This window comes from Achromobacter sp. K91 (assembly GCF_003576205.1).
GTDB classification, from domain to species: Bacteria; Pseudomonadota; Gammaproteobacteria; order Burkholderiales; family Burkholderiaceae_B; genus Achromobacter; species Achromobacter aegrifaciens.
In genome coordinates this window covers 81,076-99,300 of sequence record NZ_QWFB01000030.1, presented here as the reverse complement: position 1 = coordinate 99,300, position 18,225 = coordinate 81,076, and the positions used below count along the sequence as shown (strand labels likewise).

Sequence of the window (18,225 nt, the reverse complement as noted above, 5' to 3'; positions counted from 1 at the left end):
GCCTCAGGCAGCGCGCGCAGGCCCCCGCAGTTCCGCCAGCCAGCCGGCGTAAGCCTGTTCAACCAGGCCGGCTGTGCGCTCGGCGGAAAACAGGCCTTGCCCGCGGATCAGCTCGCGGCCCGCATCGCCCATGCGGCGGCGCAGCGCCGGATCGGCCAGCAGGCTTTCCAGCGCTCCCGCCAGCGCCGCAGGATCGCCGGGCGGCACCAACAGGCCAGTCACGCCCGCCTGCATGGTTTCCGGCACGCCGCCCACGTCGGTGCCGATGACCGGCACCCCCATGGCCGCGGCCTCGATGAAGACAGTGCCCAGCGCCTCGCGCAGCGTCGGCAGCGCAAACACGTCGAAGGCTGTCAGGACATTGCCGATGTCGTCGCGCCGGCCGGTGAAATGCACGCGGTGCGCCAGGCCCAATGCCTCCACCTGCGCCTGCAACTGCCCCGCCATGGGCTGTCCCTCGCCCACCAGCACCAGATGCGCCTGCGGAAACGTGGCGGCGATACGGCGAAAAGCGTCGATCAGGTCGCAATGCCCTTTGTCCGCCCTCATGACGGCCACGCAGCCGACCACCAGCGCATCCTCCGGCAGGCCAAGCTCGCGCCTGACGCAGACGCCGCCATGCACCTGAGGCAGCACCACGGGCGAATGGATGGTGGCGATGGCCTCCGGCCGCGCGCCGCCGTCCAGCAACTGGCCACGCACGTAACGGCTGACGGCGATGACGCGATGCGCCAGCCACGTATAGGCGTAGAGGGAATTGATGGGCTTGGCCAGATGGCGCGTGCGCACGATGAGAGGCGTGCCCGCCAGGCGCGCCGCAAACGCACCCAGGACCGTATCGCGGCGGCTATGCGTATTGACCACGTCAAAGCGCCCGCGGCGCAACAGCCGGCGCACGAACGCGACGCCGCGCACGAAGTTGAGCGGGCCATCCATGGGAATGAGGTGCACGGTGAAGCCGGCCTCGCGCAAGCGCGTGCCGAGTTCCGCCTCCGGCTGGCAGACCGCTTCCAGATGGTGGCCGCGCTCGCGCATGGCTATCATTTCCTTGTAGATGCAGAACTCCTGGCCGCCGAACGAGGTGGCCGCTTCCGTGTGCAGGATGCGCAGGCGCGCTTCGGGGCCCGGCCGGCCCTGGAGGGATTCGATGGAATTCGGCATGATCAGGACTGGCCGCCTTGCGAGGCGTCCGCGTCGCTCCAGCAACGGCCCTGCGATAGCAGGTAGGCTTCCAGGTAGGCGATGTCTTCCTGCTCCAGGGCCGCCGCGCCCGCGCTGGCGCAGTCGCGCGGGCATTCGGCGGCGTGCAGCCGGCCATCGGACCAGACGCGCACGGAACCGGTGCGGGACAGATCGAAGCGCGCACCGGCCCGCGCCCAGCCCAACAGGCGTGTGCTGGGAATCAGTTGCCGGGTCTGATAGACGCCATGGGGACTCTGGGCCGCGGGCGCCGTGAGCGCTTCGCCAACATCCACCAGGCGGCTCGCGGCGCCCGGCTTGGCGGGCGTGTAGGTCAATACCGTAAGAGGGCGTAATGGCATTTGGCTAGCAAGAGTCGCCAGGCGGCGTTGCTGGCCACGGACTGGTCGGGATTCGAGGGAAAGGGTTTGGTCGCCGGACAAGCAACGCCAACAATTCGACGCTGATAAGCTGTTTTTTCGAATAATTGAAAGATGTTCGACGACGTAGAGGAATCCCGAAAGATGAATTCAGGTAAAATTCAGGAATGAAACGCGCATCTTATCAAAACGTAAGCAAGGGCGGTACTGCATGAGTTTCCAGGCCGTCCCTCCCCAAAAGCCGGTCTCGTTCCTGCAATCGTTCCTCCGTTCCGAGGCGCTGGGCGGCTATGTCCTGATGCTGGCCGCGCTGGTCGCGCTGGTGGTCGCCAACAGCCCGGCCGCACCCGTCTATTTCAGCGTGCTGGAGACCAAGCTCGGCTTCCAGGCGGGGCCTGTCGTGCTCAAGGAAACCGTACTGCACTGGATCAACGACGGCCTGATGGCGGTGTTCTTCCTGCTGGTCGGGCTTGAGATCAAGCGTGAAGTCCTGGACGGCCAACTGCGCGGCGCCGCCCGCATCGTGCTGCCCGGCATCGCCGCCCTGGGCGGCATGGCCTTGCCCGCCCTGATCTACGTGCTGATCAACTTTGGCAGCCCCGACACTCTGCGCGGGTGGGCCATTCCGGCCGCGACCGACATCGCCTTTGCGCTGGGCATCCTGGCGCTGCTGGGCAGCCGCGTGCCGACCTCGTTGAAGATCTTCCTGACGGCGCTGGCCATCCTGGACGACCTAGGCGCCATCGTCATCATCGCCTTGTTCTATACCGCCGAACTCAATGTATTCGCGCTGAGCATGGCGGGCGCCCTGCTGGTCTGCCTGTTCTGTCTGAACCGCGCCGGCGTGCTGCGCCTGACTCCCTACCTGCTAATCGGCGCCGTGCTCTGGTACTTCGTCCTGAAGTCCGGCGTGCATGCCACGCTGGCCGGCGTGGCGCTGGCGCTGACCATTCCGCTGCGCCCGCAGAACCAGGGCCATCCCGGCGCGCACTCGCCCCTGCATGCGCTGGAACATGCGCTGCACAAACCGGTCGCCCTACTGATCGTGCCCATCTTCGGCTTCGCCAATGCCGGCGTGTCTTTCGCCGGCATGGGCCTGGGCAGCCTGGCGGCGCCCGTGCCCCTGGGCGTGGCGCTGGGCCTGTTCCTGGGCAAACAGCTGGGCGTGTTCGGCTTTGCCTGGTTGGCCATCAAGAGCGGCATTGCCACCCTGCCGCGCCACGCCAGCTACGCGCAGCTGTACGGCGTGTCGCTGCTTTGCGGCATCGGCTTCACCATGAGCCTGTTCATCGGCGCCCTGGCATTCAGCGATCCGGCCGCCATCGACGCCACCAAGATCGGCGTGCTGACGGGCTCGCTGGCGTCCGCCGTGGTCGGCTTCCTGGTGCTGCGCGCCTGCGGCACGCGCGCCGGCGCCGCGGAAAATCCTTGAGCGCCGGTTGAATAGGGACGGCGGGCGCTAAAGTAGCGAGGTCCGCCACCCTTCCCTGGAGCCGCCATGAAACCATCCGCCATCGCCGTGCAACGCGTCTACGAGGGCTTGGGTCCGGAAGGCAGCTACCGGGCGCTGGTGGACCGCATGTGGCCGCGCGGACTGCGCAAGGCGGACCTGCACCTGGACGAATGGGCCCGCGACATCGCGCCCACCCAGGAGCTGTGCAAATGGTTCAGCCACATCGAAGAACGCTGGGAAGAATTCCGCCAACGCTACCAGGCCGAACTGGCCGAACCTGAACAGCAGGCGCGCATGGCCGCCCTGCTGGACGCGGCGGGCGACCGTCCGCTGACCCTGCTCTACGGCGCCCGCAACACCGAACACAACCAGGCCATCGTGCTGCGCGAGGTCCTGCAGGACTATGTCCGGCATCACCGCAAGCGCAAGGCCTGACGCCCCGCATGCTTTGATACCCTAGCCCGCTTTTATCGACCGGCGCGCAACCGCGCGCCGACAGTCTGTCTTGAGGAATCCCATGTCTTTCAGCTCCGACGCCTGGGCGCGCAACGCCGCACTCTACGAAACCACGCGCGACATGCCGTTCAACCGCGAACTGGCCAGCGGCCAGCTCGACGAGAACGCATTCAAGCACTACATGATCCAGGACGCCCACTACCTGGTGGCCTTCGGACGCGCGCTGGCCATCGCTTCGGCCAAGGCCGACGACGCCGACGGCGTGGTGCAATTTGCTGACGCCGCCAAAGGCGCGGTGGTGGCCGAACGCACCCTGCACGCGGGCTTCCTGAAGCAGTTCGGCATTGATGACGCCACCTTCGAAGCCACGCCGCTCACGCCTGCCTGCCACCACTACACCAGCTACCTGATCGCCACCGCCTGGAGCGCGCCGTACCCGGTAGCGCTGGCGGCCCTGCTGCCGTGCTTCTGGATCTACGCCGAAATCGGCCGCGAAATCCATGCGCGGGCGACGCAGCCCAATCCCTATTCGGCCTGGATCGAGGCTTATGCCTGCGTTGACTTCCACGCCCTGGTGCGCCGAGTCATCACCACGGTCGACCGCGTCGCCGAAAAGGCGTCCGCCGAAACGCTGGAGCAGATGCACGCGGCGTATACGCGTGCCGCGCAGCTGGAATGGATGTTCTGGGATTCGGCGTATCGGCAGGATGGGTGGCCGGTTTGAAGCAAGACGGGTCGGCTCACCCCGGCCCGCGGTCCGGGCTATGCCAAAATCCCGCCCATGCCGACCGACAACCAACTGACTCCCCTAGCCCTCGCCGCCCAGACGGCGCAACTGCCCGCCGCCTGGCAGGAGGCTTTTGCCGCCAAGCCCGTGGCCGACGCGCTGGCCGCCGTGACCGCCCACATAGAAAAACGGCTGAGCGAAGGCGCGACCGTCTATCCCGCCACGCCTTTCCGCGCCCTGCACGGCCTGGAGCCGTCGGACGTGCGCGTGGTGATCCTGGGGCAGGATCCCTATCACGGGCCGGGCCAGGCCCAGGGGCTGGCCTTCTCGGTGCCGGACGACTGCAAGCGGCCGCCCAGCCTGCGCAACATCTTCAACGAAATCGCCCAGGAGTTTCCGGGCACCCGCGTGCCGGCCGGCAACGACCTGAGCGTTTGGGCGGAACAGGGCGTGCTGCTGCTGAACACCGCGTTGACCGTGGAAGACGGCCAGCCGGCCTCGCATGCCAAGCGCGGTTGGGAAACGGTGACGGACGCGTTGATCTCGCTGGTCGCGCGCGACCCGTCGCCCAAGGTTTTCATGCTGTGGGGCGCGCATGCCCAGGCCAAGCGGGCGTTGCTCCCGGACAACAGCGGCCACCTGGTCCTGATGTCCAACCACCCCTCGCCCCTGTCCGCCAGAAGGCCCCCAGTACCCTTCCTGGGCTGCGGCCACTTCCTGGCCACCAATCAGTGGCTGACCAACCAAGGGAAAAACCCTATTGATTGGGAGCTGGACAAAAAAATAATTCCCATGCAGGGCGAATTCGGGTTATGATCGCCGCACTGCACAAAACGAGTTCGGCATTTACCGCCTTGATTTAGCGGAAATTTTCGCAGTCTGCCGGGTGACACAGCCCCGGCCCCATGCCGAACATCATCGATTCCTGACCTCCTTTCCTTTCGCCCTGCGTTCCACTCAGTACACGAGAACGCGCCACGCGCACGGTTGATTCGGTCGGCACGATGCTCCATCAACCGTCGCCTGGATCCGGCCGCCTAATCCCCTGGCCCGACCAAGCACTGCGTCGCATTGATTGCGGCAAGGGAAAGTAATGTCTTTCGAAAACCTGGGTCTTGCGCCCGCTCTGTTGTCGGCCATTCAAGACGCTGGCTTCACCTCCCCCACTCCCGTCCAAGCTTCGGCCATTCCGCAAGCGCTGGCTGGCCACGACCTGATGGTGTCCTCGCAGACGGGTAGCGGCAAGACCGCGGCCTTCATGCTGCCGGCCCTGCACCGCATCGCCCAGATGCCCGCCAACAAGGGCGTCGGCGTGCAAGTGCTGGTGCTGACCCCGACCCGCGAACTGGCCCTGCAAGTCACGGACGCCACCGCCACCTACGGCCGCAAGCTGGCCGACCTGCGCACCGCCACCGTCGTCGGCGGCATGCCTTACGGCGCGCAGCTCAAGGCGCTGTCGCGCCGCGTGGACGTGCTGGTCGCCACCCCCGGCCGCCTGATCGACCATCTGAACTCGGGCCGCGTCAAACTGAACACCGTGCACACGCTGGTGCTGGACGAAGCCGACCGCATGCTGGACATGGGCTTCATCGAAGATATCGAGACCATCGTCAGCCGCCTGCCGGAAGGCCGCCAGACGCTGCTGTTCTCGGCCACGCTGGACGGCACCGTCGCCAAGCTGGCCTCGCGCATGATGCGCGAGCCGCAGCGCATCGAGATCGCCGGCGCCAAGGAAAAGCACACCAACATCACGCAAAGCCTGCTGTACGCGGACGATGCCAGCCACAAGATGCAGCTGCTGGACCACGTGCTGCGCGACGCCTCGCTGGACCAGGCCATCGTCTTCACGTCGACCAAGCGCGGCGCCGACGATCTGGCCGACCGCCTGGCCGACCAAGGCTTTGCCGCCGCCGCCCTGCACGGCGACATGAACCAGCGCCAACGCACCCGCACGCTGTCGCAACTGCAGCGCGGCCAACTGCGCATCCTGGTCGCCACCGACGTGGCTGCCCGCGGCATCGACGTGCAAGGCATCAGCCACGCCGTCAACTTCGACCTGCCGATGCAAGCCGAAGACTACGTGCACCGTATCGGCCGTACCGGCCGCGCCGGCCGCAGCGGCCTGGCCTTCACGCTGGCAACGCATTCCGAGCGCCATAAGGTCCGCCGCATCGAGCACTACATCGGCCAATCGATCACCCCCGAAGTGATCGCCGGCCTGGAACCCAAGCGCACTCCGCGCCCCTCGGCTGGCGGCGCCGGCCCGCGTGGCGGCAAGCCGTTCGGCAAGCGTCCCGGCGGCGGCTACCAGGGCAACCGCGAAGGCCGTTCCTTCGGCGGCCCGCGTGGCGAATTCAAGCCGCGTGAAGGCGGTTATCAAGGCAACCGCGAGGGCGGCCCGCGCGAAGGCGGCTACCAAGGCAATCGCCCGTTCGGCGACCGCCCGGCCCGTTCCTTCAGCGATCGTCCGAGCTTCGGCGACCGTCCGCAGCGTGAAGGCGGCTACCAGGGCAACCGCCCCTTCGGTGACCGTCCGCAGCGCGAAGGCGGCTTCCGCGGCGGCGACCGCGATTCGCGTCCCAGCTTCGGCGACCGCCCCAGCTATGGCGACCGCCCCCAGCGCGATGCCCGCCCGTTCAGCGAGCGCGGCCCGCGTGAAGGCGGTTTCCGTGGCGGCGACCGCGACTCGCGCCCCAGCTACAACGACCGCGCCAGCTTTGGCGACCGCCCGAGCTTTGGCGACCGTCCCAGCTTCGGCGACCGTCCGCAGCGTGAAGGCGGCTTCCGCGGCGGCGACCGTCCGGAAGGCGGTTTCCGTGGCAAGCCCTCGTTCGACAAGCGCCCCGGCGGCCCCGCCAAGCGCTTCGGCAAGTCGGCTGACCGCCGCGGCTAATCCGCCCGCTTGAACCCAACACAAACCCCGCGCCTGTCGCGGGGTTTGTTTTTTGGGAAAATGACCGCTTGTCCACGCACCGCCCGACCATGCAACGATCCGCCCCCGCCAACCTGCCCGCCCTTACTCCCGCCGCCGAGGAACACAGCGCAGCCGCTGCCGCGCATCTGCGCGCCACCATCGCCGCCCATGGCGGCTGGCTGTCGTTCGACCACTGGATGGCGCAGGCTCTATACGCGCCCGGGCTGGGCTATTACGCGGCCGGCAACGTCAAGCTGGCCGAGGCCGACGGCGACGTCCGCACGCCTGCCGGCGACTTCGTCACCGCGCCCCAGCTGACGCCGCTGTTCGCCCGCACGCTGGCCCGCCAGGCCGCCCAGGTGCTGCGCCAGACGCAGACCGACGCCGTGCTGGAATTCGGCGCCGGCACCGGCGCCCTGGCCGAAGGCGTGCTGCGCGAACTGGATGCGATGGGCCTGGATCAAACCCGCTACCTGATCCTGGAAGTGTCGGCCGACCTGCGCGCCCGCCAGGCTGAAAGGCTGGCGGCATTCGGCGAGCGTGTGCAATGGCTGGACGCGCTGCCCCAGCGCTTTGCCGGCTGCGTGCTGGCCAACGAAGTACTGGACGCGATGCCGGTGTCGATCTTCCGCTGGAGCGATACGGGCGAGGTGCTGGAGCGCGGCGTGGCGGTGGACGCCGCGCAAGGCTTCGTCTGGGAAGACCGCCCGGCGCCGCCGGCGCTAGCCGCCGCTGTCGCCGCCCGCATGCCGGCCCTGCCCGGTTACGTGTCCGAGATCAACCTGCAAGGCGAAGCCTGGATCGCCGCCATGGGCGGCTGGCTGGAACGCGGCGCGGCGCTGCTGCTGGACTACGGCTTTCCGCGCAGCGAGTACTACCATCCGCAGCGGGCAGGCGGCACGCTCATGTGCCACCTGCGCCATCACGCCCACGGCGATCCGTTCACCGCGCCGGGCCTGCAGGACATCACCGCGCACGTCGATTTCACCGCCATGGCGGATGCCGCGCTCGAGGCCGGCATGCAAGTCCTGGGCTATACCTCGCAGGCCCGCTTCCTGATGAATGCGGGGCTGATGGATCTGTTGGCGCAACTGGATCCGAGCGACGTGCAGCAATACGCGCAAGCCGTGGCGCCCGTGCAGAAGCTCTTGTCCGAATCGGAGATGGGCGAACTGTTCAAGGTATTGGCGGTGGGACGCGGCATCACCGAACCGCTGGCAGGGTTCTCGCGCGGCGACCGGTTGGGCAAGCTGTAGGAACGCGTGGCGGCCTCATAGGCATGGCCGCCACGTTTTCAGATCCATAGCGGAATCACTGCGCCCGCAGGCGCTCCAGGCGCGCGGCGCGCACCTGCTCCTTGATGCGCGCCGGCTCTCCGGCGCAAGCTTTGGCGATAGCTCCGGCGTCCACGCCGCGCACGATTGCCACGCGCGATTGCCAGGCCGCTCGGTCCACGGAGCGCAGCACGGCCGCCGCATCCAGCAGATCCAGAAAGCGTTCCGGCTTGCGCAGCGCATCGGCGCGCTCCATCAGCGCCAGTTGCGCGTCCGCGGGATCGGCGCCTTGCTCCACCGCGTCCAGCCCCGCCAACACTTCCGGCAACAGCCGCGCGTAATCGTTGCATTCCGTGGGCACGCGCAGGCGGCGGCCCATGGCGTCGCGTTCAGGCGTCAGCCGGCACAGCAAGGCATAACGGCCCGGCAGCGACAGGCCCTGCGCGGCCGCGCGATCCACGTCGGCCGCGGTCTGTTCCACCCCTTGCAGCTCGGGCATCACGCGCGCCAGCGCGCCGCATTGCTGCAGGATGCCCAGCATGCGCGACGGCGCCGCCGCCATCAGGCCGCGCGACAATTCCTTCCAGACCCGTTCTGCCACCAGCGCGTCGGCCTCGCCGGCCTCGACCATGCGGCGGCACAGCGCCAGGGTCTCGGGCGCCACGGAAAAATCGGCAAAGCGCGCCGCGAACCGGGCCAGCCGCAGAATGCGTACCGGATCCTCTTCGAAGGCCTCGCCAACGTGGCGGAAGATGCGGTCGCGCACGTCGGCGGCCCCGCCCAGGGGATCAACCAGCTCGCCGTCCTGCTTCTGCGCGATGGCGTTGACGGTCAGGTCGCGACGGCGCAGATCCTCTTCCAGCGTGACGTCGGCGCCCGTATAGAACGTGAAGCCCTTGTAGCCCCGCCCCGACTTGCGCTCGGTGCGCGCCAGCGCGTATTCCTCTTTGCTGCGCGGATGCAGGAACACGGGGAAATCGCCGCCCACGGGCACGAAGCCGCGGCGAGCCATGTCCTCGGGTGTGGCGCCAACCACGACCCAGTCGTGGTCGCCGGGGGGGAGGCCGAGCAGCGCATCGCGCACCGCTCCGCCCACGATATAGACCTGCAGGCCGTCCGTGGCCGGATCCCGCGTCATGGGATCGAAGTGCTTTCCGCGCCCAGCGGCACGATGTTGCCCAGGCGTTCCTTCAGGGACTGGGGCTGGCCGGTGAACATGGCGGCGTAATACACCGAGTTGGACATCACGTTCTTGACGTAGGTGCGCGTCTCGTTGAACGGGATGGTCTCGGCAAAGATCGCGCCTTCCACTGGATGCGTGAAGGTCGAGCGCCAGTTGTGCGGACGGCGCGGGCCGGCGTTATAGCCTGCGCTGGCCAGCATCTGCGAACCGTTCAGGTCACGCAGCACCATGTTCAGATAGTTGGTGCCGAGTTCGGTGTTGGTGTCGAAGTCGTTGACGCTGTCGGGCGTGAAGTTGCTCATGCCGATCTTGCCCGCGACCCACTTGGCCGTGGCCGGCATCAGCTGCATCAGGCCGGACGCGCCGACGTGCGAACGCGCGTCCATGATGAAGCGCGATTCCTGGCGGATCAGGCCATAGACCCAGGCCGGATCCAGGGCGATGGCGTTGGCCTTGGCGGTGACGCGGCCTTCGAAGGGCGCGATGAAGCGCTGGCTGAAGTCGAACTCTTTTTCCGTGCGGTCGGAGGTGTTGACCACGCGGTCGTAGATGTTCTCGGCGCGCGCCAGTTCGGCGGCGGCCATCAGCTGGCGGTCGCTCATGCCGCGCAGCGTGAAGTTCCATTCCGGCACGGCTTCGGCGCGCCAGCCCAGGCGGAAGAGCTGGATCGCCCGGCGCAGGCCGGGGTTGGCGCGGGCCTCGGTGATTTCCTGGTCGCTGATGGGCGCGGGGCGCGGCGGCACGGTGATGCGGCGGCCCAGTTCCTCGGCGGCCAGCTGGCCGTAGAAGTCGAAGCGGTCGGCGATGCTGGCGTAGGCGGTGGCGGCCTGTTCCTTGTTGCCGCGCGCGGCCTGGCCGCGGGCCTTCCAGTAGATCCAGGACGAATCGGCCTGCTGCGAGGCGGGCATCTGGTCGATGGATTCCATGACCCATTTCCAGTCGATCTTGGGCTGGCGCAAGGCGGCGCGCACCTTCCAGGCGGCGTTGTATTCCGTCATGCGGATGTGGCCGGCCTCGTGGTACCAGTCGTCGGCGCGGCTGTCGAGATTCAGCGCGGCAACCAGCGCGTATTGGCCGCGGACCCAGGCCAGGTTCGACTTGGCCATGGACTTGGACCAGTCCCCGGACTTGCCCCATTCGCGGCGCAGGTAGGAATCCGCCACACTGACGTCGGAACGCGCCAGGCGCGCCAAGGCGATCGTCACCAGTTCCTTCTCGTTGCGGCCCACGGGTTGACGGCTCTGGCGCGTCAGCCACTTCATGGGGTCCTTCATGAGCTGGTCATAGGTTTTCAGGTCGCCCGGCTCGAACATGTACTGCGCGAACTTCCGCGCGTCGGCGGTCTTGTTGGCTTCGATGGCGTCGCGCAGCTGGGGTTCCAATTGCTCCCAACCCATGATGCCGTCGGCGACCAGCTGGTCGTACAGCGCCCAGCAGGCGCCGCCCGGCGCGAACACGGCCGCGGCCTGCGCCGCCGTGGCGCGCTGCCCGGTCATGTGCTTGGCATCGAGGATGGCGCACTCGATCTGCGCATTGCTGTTCTTCACGGGCGCGAGCTTGCGCACGGTTTCGAAGTCTCCGCTGCGGGCCGCGGCCAGCAACCAGTCGCCGCGCAGGCGATCGGCCAGGTAGGCGTCGGAATTGCCGCTGATGAACTTCTGCAGGTCGGCGGTGGGCCGGCCGGTGGCGGGAGGCGTCCACAACTGGTAGCGCAGCAGCCAGTATTCGGGGTACATGCCCAGCGGATCCGGCTTGGCCTGCGGCACCAGCGCACCCAGCACGGACCACTGCTTGCGGTTCATGGCTTCGCGCGCGGCAACCACGGCGGCCAGCGCGGGCGTCTGGGAGGTCGGCGGCAGGCCGGCCAGCACCGCGGGCGGCACGGAAATGGCGGGTTGCGCGGCCTGAACGGCTGGCTGAGGCTGGGGCTGGGTGTTGACCGACGCGCTGCGCTGCTGCGCGTCCACCGGTGCACAGGCCGCGGTGAACAGCGCCAGAAGCGGCAGCCAGCGGCGCAGGCCGGGAGCGGCCTCGGTGGCGGCGGCGGACCCGGATTTCCGCGCGGTTTTCTGATACCGTCCGGGTTGCAGAGTCTGTGTCATGCCCTGTCCCTCATACACTGGCCTTGCCGTACGCCAGCATGCCGGCAATCCACCTGTTCGTCCGCATGCGTCCGCACATTCGCCATCATTTGTCCATCCCTCTTACAGCCACCGCATGACTACGCAAAATACTCCAGAGGATACCGCAGTACCGCTACGCGCGCGATTGCGGAAACTGCGCGCCGAACTGCCGGAAGACCAGCGTAGCCGCGGCGGCCTGCTCATGCGCGCGCGCCTGTTCACCTGGCTGAATGTGGCGCGCGATGAGGCCGTGCGCGCGGGCCGCCCCGCGCCCGCTACCGTGGCCGCCTTCTGGCCCATGGCCGACGAACCGGACCTGCGCCCGCTGCTAGAACAATGGGTCGAAAACGGCGTGACCGTGGCCCTGCCCGTGGTGCGCGAACGCAATGCCCCGCTGGCCTTCCTGCCCTGGACGCCGGATGCCGAATTGCGTGCCGGCCCCTACGGCATCCAGGAACCCGTCGCCGGCGCCGAACTGCTGCCCGACGTGGTGCTGGTCCCCACCCTGGGCTACACCGAACAGGGCGACCGCCTGGGCTATGGCGGCGGCTATTACGACCGCACCCTGGCCGCGCTGCGCGACCGCGGCCACCCGTTCATCGCCATCGGCATCGCCTGGAGCTGCGGCGAGCTGGACGCCGGTTATGAACCCGCCGCCCACGACTTCCCGCTGGACGCGGTACTGACCCAGGACGGCTGGGTGCCCCAGGCGCCGCTGGAACAAGGCGGCACCAGCGGCACCACGCTGCACAGCTTCCGCATGAACTGACGCACCAGTTCTGCTCCACCAGTTTGCACCAATACGGTGCACGACCTATCATAGGGACTGCTGCCGGGCCTAGCCCAGACCCCGGCCGCAGCACGCAGCGCCCGCGCACTTCCGGGCGCTTTCTTCGGCAGCGCCGCCCCACCCGTTCCCCTGGCCAAGCATTTCCGCGCCAGCCCCGCTGACCCCGATCCACCCGCCAGCCCCGGCCAATCCGCGCCTGGCGCCCACGCCATCCCCTGGCCTCAGCCGCCGCGGCGATGGCGCCGCAACGCCCTTCGGAGGATATTGGTCCTCAGGGGCGCCCCCCGCGCGTGCCGGCCAGGCTGGCATGCGGGTTGCTTAATCCATTGCAACCGGCCGGACATTGGCCGGACGGCGGCCGTGCGCGAGCCGGCTGCCAGCACCTGTACCGGAGGAGCCATGAAGGACAGATCATCCCGTCCCGCCGCCTATGACGAAATGCGCGACAGCGCCGGCGGCATACGCTCCCACTACCAGGCTTTCGAGCGCTGGCATGACGAGCAGTCCGCGCAGGCCATGGCCGCGCGCCGCCTGGAAGCGGACCTGAGCTTTCGCCGGGTCGGCATCACGTTTTCGGTGGCGGGCGACGCGGCCGGCACCGAACGCCTGATCCCCTTCGACCTGATCCCGCGCGTCATCCCCGCCGCCGAATGGCGTCTGCTGGAAGCCGGCCTGAAGCAGCGGGTACGCGCGCTCAACATGTTCATCCACGACATCTATCACGGGCACGACATCGTGCGCGCGGACGTGGTGCCCGCCGAGCAGGTATTCCTGAACGCCCAGTACCGCCCCGAGATGCAGGACGTGGACGTGGCCGAGGACATCTACTGCCACATCGCCGGGGTGGACATCGTGCGCGCGGGCGCGGGCGAGTTCTATGTGCTGGAAGACAATCTGCGGGTGCCATCCGGCGTGTCCTACATGCTGGAGAACCGCAAGATGTCGATGCGGCTGATGCCCGACGCCTTCAGCCGCATCAAGGTGGAACCGGTGGCGCACTACCCGGACCTGCTGCTGGACAACCTGCGCGAAGTCGCGCCGCATGGCGGCGACGATCCCACCGTGGTGGTGCTGACGCCCGGCATGTACAACTCGGCCTACTTCGAACACGCCTTCCTGGCGCAGCAGATGGGCGTGGAACTCGTCGAAGGCCAGGACCTGTTCGTCGAACAGAACACCGTCTACATGCGCACCACGCAGGGGCCGCGCAAGGTCGACGTGATCTACCGCCGCCTGGACGACGACTTCCTCGATCCGCTGTCATTCCGCGCCGACTCCGCGCTGGGCGTGCCGGGTCTGCTGTCGGTGTACCGAGCCGGACGCGTAACGCTGGCCAATGCCATCGGCACCGGCATCGCCGACGACAAGTCCACCTATCTCTACGTGCCGGACATGATCCGCTTCTATCTGGGCGAGGAGCCGATACTGTCCAACGTCCCCACCTGGCGCTGCAACCGGCCGGACGAACTGTCGCACGTGCTGGCCCACATGCACGAACTGGTGGTGAAGGAAGTCCATGGCTCGGGCGGCTACGGCATGCTGGTGGGGCCGTCGGCCTCGCGCGCCGAGGTCGAGGCCTTCAAGGACCGCGTGCGCGCCAACCCCGCCAATTACATCGCGCAGCCCACGCTGGCGCTGTCCACCGTGCCGACCTACGTGGAATCGGGCGTGGCGCCGCGCCATGTGGACCTGCGCCCCTACGTGCTGTGCGGCAAGGACATCCGCACCGTGCCGGGCGGCCTGTGCCGCGTGGCGCTGACCGAGGGCTCGCTGGTGGTCAACAGCAGCCAGGGCGGCGGCACCAAGGACACCTGGGTGCTGGAGGAGGACTGAACATGCTGAGCCGAACCGCCGACAATCTGTTCTGGATGTGCCGCTACACCGAACGCGCCGAAAACACCGCCCGCATGCTGGACGTGAACCTGCAGATGTCGCTGCTGCCGCAGGACGCGCAGCGGCGCGAAGGCTCGTGGCTGGGCGTGCTGCGCATCTCCGAGCTGCAAGGCCTGTACCAGAGCAAGTACGCCTCCATCTCGCCGCACGACGTGCTGCAGTACATGGTGCGCGATCCCGAGAACCCCTCGTCCATCTATTCCTGCATGCGCGCCGCCCGCGAGAACGCGCGCGCCGTGCGCGGCAGCCTCACCACCGAGGTCTGGGAAACCTACAACACCACCTGGCTGGAACTGCTCAAGCACCTGCACACGGGCTTGCTGGAACGCAACCCGGGCGAGTTCTTCGAATGGGTCAAGTTCCGTTCGCACCTGGCGCGCGGCGTCACCATCGGCACCATGCTGGAGGACGAGGCCCTGTACTTCCTACGCATCGGCATGCACCTGGAACGCGCCGACAACACCGCGCGCATGCTGGACGTGAAGTTCCATGAACGCGGGTCCAACGGCCACGATGGCCGAACCGAGGGCGCCGGCGCGGCGGCGCTGCAAAGCGAGTTCTACCGCTGGTCGGCGCTGCTCAGCTCGGTGTCCGGCCTGGAGATTTACCGCAAGGTATATCGCGACGTCATCACCCCCGACCGCGTGGCCGAGCTGCTGATCCTGCACGGCGACATGCCGCGCTCGCTGCTGGCCTCGATGCGCGCGGTGGCCGACGACCTGGCGCGTGTCTCCAACCAACGCTCGACCGAAACCGAGAGGCGCGCCGGCATGCTGTGCGCGGAACTGCAATACGGTCGCGTCGAGGACATCCTGGACAGCGGCCTGCATCAATACCTGGAGCACTTCCTCGACCGCATCAACGATCTGGGCAACCGGATCAGCCAGGATTTCCTGGTGCCGCTGTCGGCCTAGACCGGAGACCGGAATGAAACAGATCATCACCCACGTCACTCACTACCGCTACACCGCCCCGGTCACCTACAGCATCCAGACCTTGCGCCTGACCCCGCGCGACGACGAGCACCAGCGCGTGCTGCGCTGGCATATCGAAGCCCCCGGCGAACTGGACAAGCAGGTGGATGCCTACGGCAACATCACGCACACGCTGACGCTCAACCAGCCGCACACCGACATCGAGTTGCGCGTGGTCGGGCAGGTGCTGGTGGCGCCGCTGGAACGCGGCCTGCTGGGCAGCGAGGACAGCCGCCTGCCGGTGCACGCCTATTGCGTGCAGACGCCGCTGACCCAGGCCGACGACACCGTCATGGCCTTCGTGCGCGACGCGCTGCCGGGCGGTCTGCATACGCCGGACGACGTGCTGGCCCTGGCCACCGCGGTCAGCGACCGCGTTGCCTACGAGCCCGGCACCACCGATGTCACCACCGCCGCCAACCAGGTGCTGGCCATGGGCCACGGCGTCTGCCAGGACCATGCCCACCTCTTCCTGGCCTGCGTGCGCGGCCTGGGCGTGCCCGCGCGCTACGTCAGCGGCTACCTGTACACCACCGCCGAACACGCCGCCAGCCACGCCTGGGCCGACGTCTGGCTGCCCGACGTGGGCTGGACCAGCGTGGACATCACCAACCGCCAGTTCGCCTCGGACTGCCATTGCCGGCTGGCGGTGGCGCGGGACTATGACTCGGCTTCGCCGGTGCGCGGCGTGCGCAGCGGCGGCGGCCAGGAATCCATGGAGGTCAGCGTGCAGGTCCAGACCAGCGCCCAGCAGTAACATCCCGCCAGCCGCGCCGCAATACAATGCGGCGTGGTTTTCCCTAATTCTGATCATGACCTACTGCGTCGCAGCCCGCCTTGATTCCGGCCTGGTATTCCTGGCCGACTCCCGCACCAACGCCGGAGTCGACCAGATCAGCGTCTTCCGCAAAATGACCGTGTTCGAGCGCCCGGGCGACCGCGTCATGGTGCTGATGAGTTCGGGCAACCTGGCGGTCAGCCAGGCGGTGCTGAACGCGCTGGCGCGCCAGCACGACGAAGGCGGCGAAACCGTCTGGAACGCGCCCGACATGTTCGAGGCCACCCGCCGCGTCGGCGCCGCGGTGCGGTCGGTCTATCACCACGAAGCCCCGGCCCTGCGCGAGCAGGGCGTGGACTTCAACGTCAACCTGATCTTCGGCGGCCAGATCGGCGCCGAACGCTGCCGCCTGTTCCAGGTGTATTCGGCCGGCAACTTCATCGAAGCCGGCCAGGAATGCCCGTACTTCCAGATCGGCGAAGCCAAATACGGCAAGCCCATCCTGGACCGCGTGCTGCGTCCCGACACCTCGCTGGACGAAGCGGCCAAGTGCGCCCTGATCTCCATGGACTCCACGCTGCGCTCCAATATCTCGGTGGGCCTGCCGCTGGACCTGCTGGTCTACGACACGCACTCGCTGCGCGTCACGCACTTTGCCAGCATCGACGAGCACAATGAGTATTTCCGCATGATCCGCGGCACCTGGGGCGAACGCCTGCGCCAGGTCTTCGCCGAGATCCCGGACCCGCTGTGGACCAATCCCGACTCGCCCGATTCGCTGGTCCCTCCCAGCCGCGTGCACCAGCCGCTGCGCGCGGAGCCGATGGATGCGCCCGTGTCGAACTATCCGGCGCCGCAGGTGTTGGCGGAAGATCCGGGGAAGGATCAGGCGAACTAGGGGCGGTTTCCGGCAGGAACATGCCAAGCCTCCCAGGCCAGAACCCGGGACTCCGTCTGATACCGCAGGCTTCCGCGCGCATTTATGTGTTCCGGACGCCTTGATCCCTTGCAGCACGACCGGAATCTGCTTTACAGTTTCTTCAACGTATATGCACGCCATATGCCCACCTTCCGAGGCCCGCGCAATTCATTGCTGCGGGCTTTCGTGTTTTTGTGCGGCATGAATCGTTGCCATTTTGAATTTGGGTGCGATCTTTCCATTCACTGAAGGAAAGCCAGCCGTCTCCCGCGCCCTACACTGCTTCGATTCGTATGCAAGCCACGTGTCGGACAAAGGGTTACGTCATGCATTACGTCATGTATCTGGACGAGTTCGGCCACATTGGCCCATTCGGCTCTCGTGATCACGACAAGCACCGGACAAGCCCGGTGTTCGGCTTCGGGGGGTGGTCCTGCCTGTTGAATCCGTGCGCGAATTCGCCATCTACTTCTACAAACTGAAATGCCATCTATTGAAGTTCGAACTGGAACGGCAAGACCAACCTGCGTACCGCTGGGAAAAGAAGGGCGCGCAACTCTATACCGTCCGGAATGTTGAAAAGTACCAGCAGTTGCGGACCGCAACGGGGCGTTTGCTGAACCGGATCAGACAGATTGGCGGACACGTGATTTACAGCGGCGAGCAAAAGACAACCGACGCGGCATCGCATCAACCCGCGGAGATCTTCAAGCAGCAATTGCTACGCATAGTCCGGCGCGCGGATCGCTTTTTCTCGGCAAGGCAGGCCACCTTCATGCTTTTTATCGACGAGCAACAGGCGGGCAGCCGATGGCGCGAAATGAATGTCGAAGCCTGCACGCTGGCGATGTTCGAAGATGCCACCGACCGATGCAGAACGCTGGTCGAGCCGCTGATTCAAGGTGAGAGCCACCTGTTCCAGACCCTTCAATGTGCTGACTGGATCTGCAGCTTGGTGGGCCGGCTGTGCGCCTTCCAGGTGGCGTCCGCGCAGTACAGGGACTGGGAGATTTTTCACCGTTACTTTCATGACCGCGTGCAAGCCGCAGCCCTCCCGTGCAGCGGACTCGGTTCGCAGGAAGAGCAGGAAAATCCCCCGCTCATATCGCCTTCCGCGTAAACCCTCCTTTCCAGCAGCCGAAACCCGGCTTGCGGAACCGCGAATTCTCATCCGGGCGCTGT

General features: G+C 67.2%; 16 protein-coding genes. 12 read left to right on the top strand and 4 right to left on the bottom strand.

Features of this window, described 5'->3' with window-relative positions; genetic code table 11:
* Positions 1-3 precede the first annotated feature (3 nt).
* On the bottom strand, positions 4-1,161 hold the full coding sequence (locus tag DXK93_RS12020) for a glycosyltransferase family 4 protein (protein WP_054456954.1): 1,158 nt from the start codon (positions 1,159-1,161) through the stop codon (positions 4-6).
* A gap of 2 nt (positions 1,162-1,163) precedes the next feature.
* Positions 1,164-1,541, bottom strand: coding sequence for a hypothetical protein (locus DXK93_RS12015; protein WP_054456956.1), 378 nt, complete (start codon positions 1,539-1,541; stop codon positions 1,164-1,166).
* Between the two features lie 229 nt (positions 1,542-1,770).
* Here DXK93_RS12015 and nhaA point away from each other — a divergent pair, with 229 nt between their 5' ends.
* From nhaA to DXK93_RS11985, 6 genes are all read left to right on the top strand, one after another.
* Positions 1,771-2,991, top strand: coding sequence for a Na+/H+ antiporter NhaA (gene nhaA / locus DXK93_RS12010; RefSeq protein ID WP_119450170.1), 1,221 nt, complete (start codon positions 1,771-1,773; stop codon positions 2,989-2,991).
* A gap of 66 nt (positions 2,992-3,057) precedes the next feature.
* Positions 3,058-3,447, top strand: coding sequence for a DUF488 domain-containing protein (locus DXK93_RS12005; RefSeq protein WP_119450169.1), 390 nt, complete (start codon positions 3,058-3,060; stop codon positions 3,445-3,447).
* Positions 3,448-3,529: 82 nt separating this feature from the next.
* Positions 3,530-4,192, top strand: a complete 663-nt coding sequence (tenA, locus tag DXK93_RS12000) for a thiaminase II (protein WP_119450168.1) — start codon at positions 3,530-3,532, stop codon at positions 4,190-4,192.
* Between the two features lie 57 nt (positions 4,193-4,249).
* Positions 4,250-5,011, top strand: coding sequence for a uracil-DNA glycosylase (locus DXK93_RS11995; protein WP_054456964.1), 762 nt, complete (start codon positions 4,250-4,252; stop codon positions 5,009-5,011).
* Positions 5,012-5,288: 277 nt separating this feature from the next.
* Positions 5,289-7,088, top strand: a complete 1,800-nt coding sequence (locus tag DXK93_RS11990) for a DEAD/DEAH box helicase (protein ID WP_054456966.1) — start codon at positions 5,289-5,291, stop codon at positions 7,086-7,088.
* Positions 7,089-7,177: 89 nt separating this feature from the next.
* A complete protein-coding gene (locus DXK93_RS11985; protein WP_054456968.1) occupies positions 7,178-8,365 on the top strand; it encodes a class I SAM-dependent methyltransferase in 1,188 nt (395 codons plus the stop codon).
* A 55-nt stretch (positions 8,366-8,420) separates the two neighbouring features.
* Here the strand turns inward: DXK93_RS11985 and DXK93_RS11980 are convergent, their stop codons facing one another.
* On the bottom strand, positions 8,421-9,521 hold the full coding sequence (locus DXK93_RS11980) for a CCA tRNA nucleotidyltransferase (RefSeq protein WP_119450167.1): 1,101 nt from the start codon (positions 9,519-9,521) through the stop codon (positions 8,421-8,423).
* Positions 9,518-11,668, bottom strand: a complete 2,151-nt coding sequence (locus DXK93_RS11975; protein WP_119450166.1) for a lytic transglycosylase domain-containing protein — start codon at positions 11,666-11,668, stop codon at positions 9,518-9,520. The genes DXK93_RS11980 and DXK93_RS11975 overlap by 4 nt, the downstream gene beginning before the upstream one ends.
* Positions 11,669-11,783: 115 nt before the next feature.
* Here DXK93_RS11975 and DXK93_RS11970 point away from each other — a divergent pair, with 115 nt between their 5' ends.
* The 6 genes from DXK93_RS11970 to DXK93_RS11945 all read left to right on the top strand — a co-directional run bounded on the left by DXK93_RS11970 (position 11,784) and on the right by DXK93_RS11945 (position 18,163).
* Positions 11,784-12,458, top strand: a complete 675-nt coding sequence (locus DXK93_RS11970; RefSeq protein ID WP_054456975.1) for a 5-formyltetrahydrofolate cyclo-ligase — start codon at positions 11,784-11,786, stop codon at positions 12,456-12,458.
* 420 nt (positions 12,459-12,878) lie between these two features.
* The gene (locus DXK93_RS11965; RefSeq protein WP_119450165.1) at positions 12,879-14,312 is read left to right on the top strand and encodes a circularly permuted type 2 ATP-grasp protein; all 1,434 of its coding nucleotides are present in this window, start codon (positions 12,879-12,881) and stop codon (positions 14,310-14,312) included.
* Between the two features lie 2 nt (positions 14,313-14,314).
* Complete coding sequence (locus tag DXK93_RS11960) at positions 14,315-15,286, top strand: alpha-E domain-containing protein (RefSeq protein WP_054456979.1); 972 nt, start codon at positions 14,315-14,317, stop codon at positions 15,284-15,286.
* Positions 15,287-15,299: 13 nt separating this feature from the next.
* On the top strand, positions 15,300-16,103 hold the full coding sequence (locus DXK93_RS11955) for a transglutaminase family protein (protein ID WP_054456981.1): 804 nt from the start codon (positions 15,300-15,302) through the stop codon (positions 16,101-16,103).
* 55 nt (positions 16,104-16,158) lie between these two features.
* Complete coding sequence (locus DXK93_RS11950; protein WP_054456984.1) at positions 16,159-17,022, top strand: proteasome-type protease; 864 nt, start codon at positions 16,159-16,161, stop codon at positions 17,020-17,022.
* A 469-nt stretch (positions 17,023-17,491) separates the two neighbouring features.
* Positions 17,492-18,163, top strand: a complete 672-nt coding sequence (locus DXK93_RS11945) for a DUF3800 domain-containing protein (protein WP_199728290.1) — start codon at positions 17,492-17,494, stop codon at positions 18,161-18,163.
* The last annotated feature ends 62 nt before the right edge of the window (positions 18,164-18,225 follow it).

Excerpts from the sequence above, each read along its gene's own strand:
- DXK93_RS11990 (WP_054456966.1), top strand. The coding sequence starts at position 5,289 with ATGTCTTTCGAAAACCTGGGTCTTGCGCCCGCTCTGTTGTCGGCCATT.
- DXK93_RS11960 (WP_054456979.1), top strand. The coding sequence starts at position 14,315 with ATGCTGAGCCGAACCGCCGACAATCTGTTCTGGATGTGCCGCTACACC.
- DXK93_RS12020 (WP_054456954.1), bottom strand. The coding sequence starts at position 1,161 with ATGCCGAATTCCATCGAATCCCTCCAGGGCCGGCCGGGCCCCGAAGCG.
- nhaA (WP_119450170.1), top strand. The coding sequence starts at position 1,771 with ATGAGTTTCCAGGCCGTCCCTCCCCAAAAGCCGGTCTCGTTCCTGCAA.
- tenA (WP_119450168.1), top strand. The coding sequence starts at position 3,530 with ATGTCTTTCAGCTCCGACGCCTGGGCGCGCAACGCCGCACTCTACGAA.
- DXK93_RS11950 (WP_054456984.1), top strand. The coding sequence starts at position 16,159 with ATGACCTACTGCGTCGCAGCCCGCCTTGATTCCGGCCTGGTATTCCTG.
- DXK93_RS11955 (WP_054456981.1), top strand. The coding sequence starts at position 15,300 with ATGAAACAGATCATCACCCACGTCACTCACTACCGCTACACCGCCCCG.
- DXK93_RS12015 (WP_054456956.1), bottom strand. The coding sequence starts at position 1,541 with ATGCCATTACGCCCTCTTACGGTATTGACCTACACGCCCGCCAAGCCG.
- DXK93_RS11985 (WP_054456968.1), top strand. The coding sequence starts at position 7,178 with ATGCAACGATCCGCCCCCGCCAACCTGCCCGCCCTTACTCCCGCCGCC.
- DXK93_RS11970 (WP_054456975.1), top strand. The coding sequence starts at position 11,784 with ATGACTACGCAAAATACTCCAGAGGATACCGCAGTACCGCTACGCGCG.
- DXK93_RS11980 (WP_119450167.1), bottom strand. The coding sequence starts at position 9,521 with ATGACGCGGGATCCGGCCACGGACGGCCTGCAGGTCTATATCGTGGGC.
- DXK93_RS12005 (WP_119450169.1), top strand. The coding sequence starts at position 3,058 with ATGAAACCATCCGCCATCGCCGTGCAACGCGTCTACGAGGGCTTGGGT.
- DXK93_RS11995 (WP_054456964.1), top strand. The coding sequence starts at position 4,250 with ATGCCGACCGACAACCAACTGACTCCCCTAGCCCTCGCCGCCCAGACG.
- DXK93_RS11975 (WP_119450166.1), bottom strand. The coding sequence starts at position 11,668 with ATGACACAGACTCTGCAACCCGGACGGTATCAGAAAACCGCGCGGAAA.
- DXK93_RS11965 (WP_119450165.1), top strand. The coding sequence starts at position 12,879 with ATGAAGGACAGATCATCCCGTCCCGCCGCCTATGACGAAATGCGCGAC.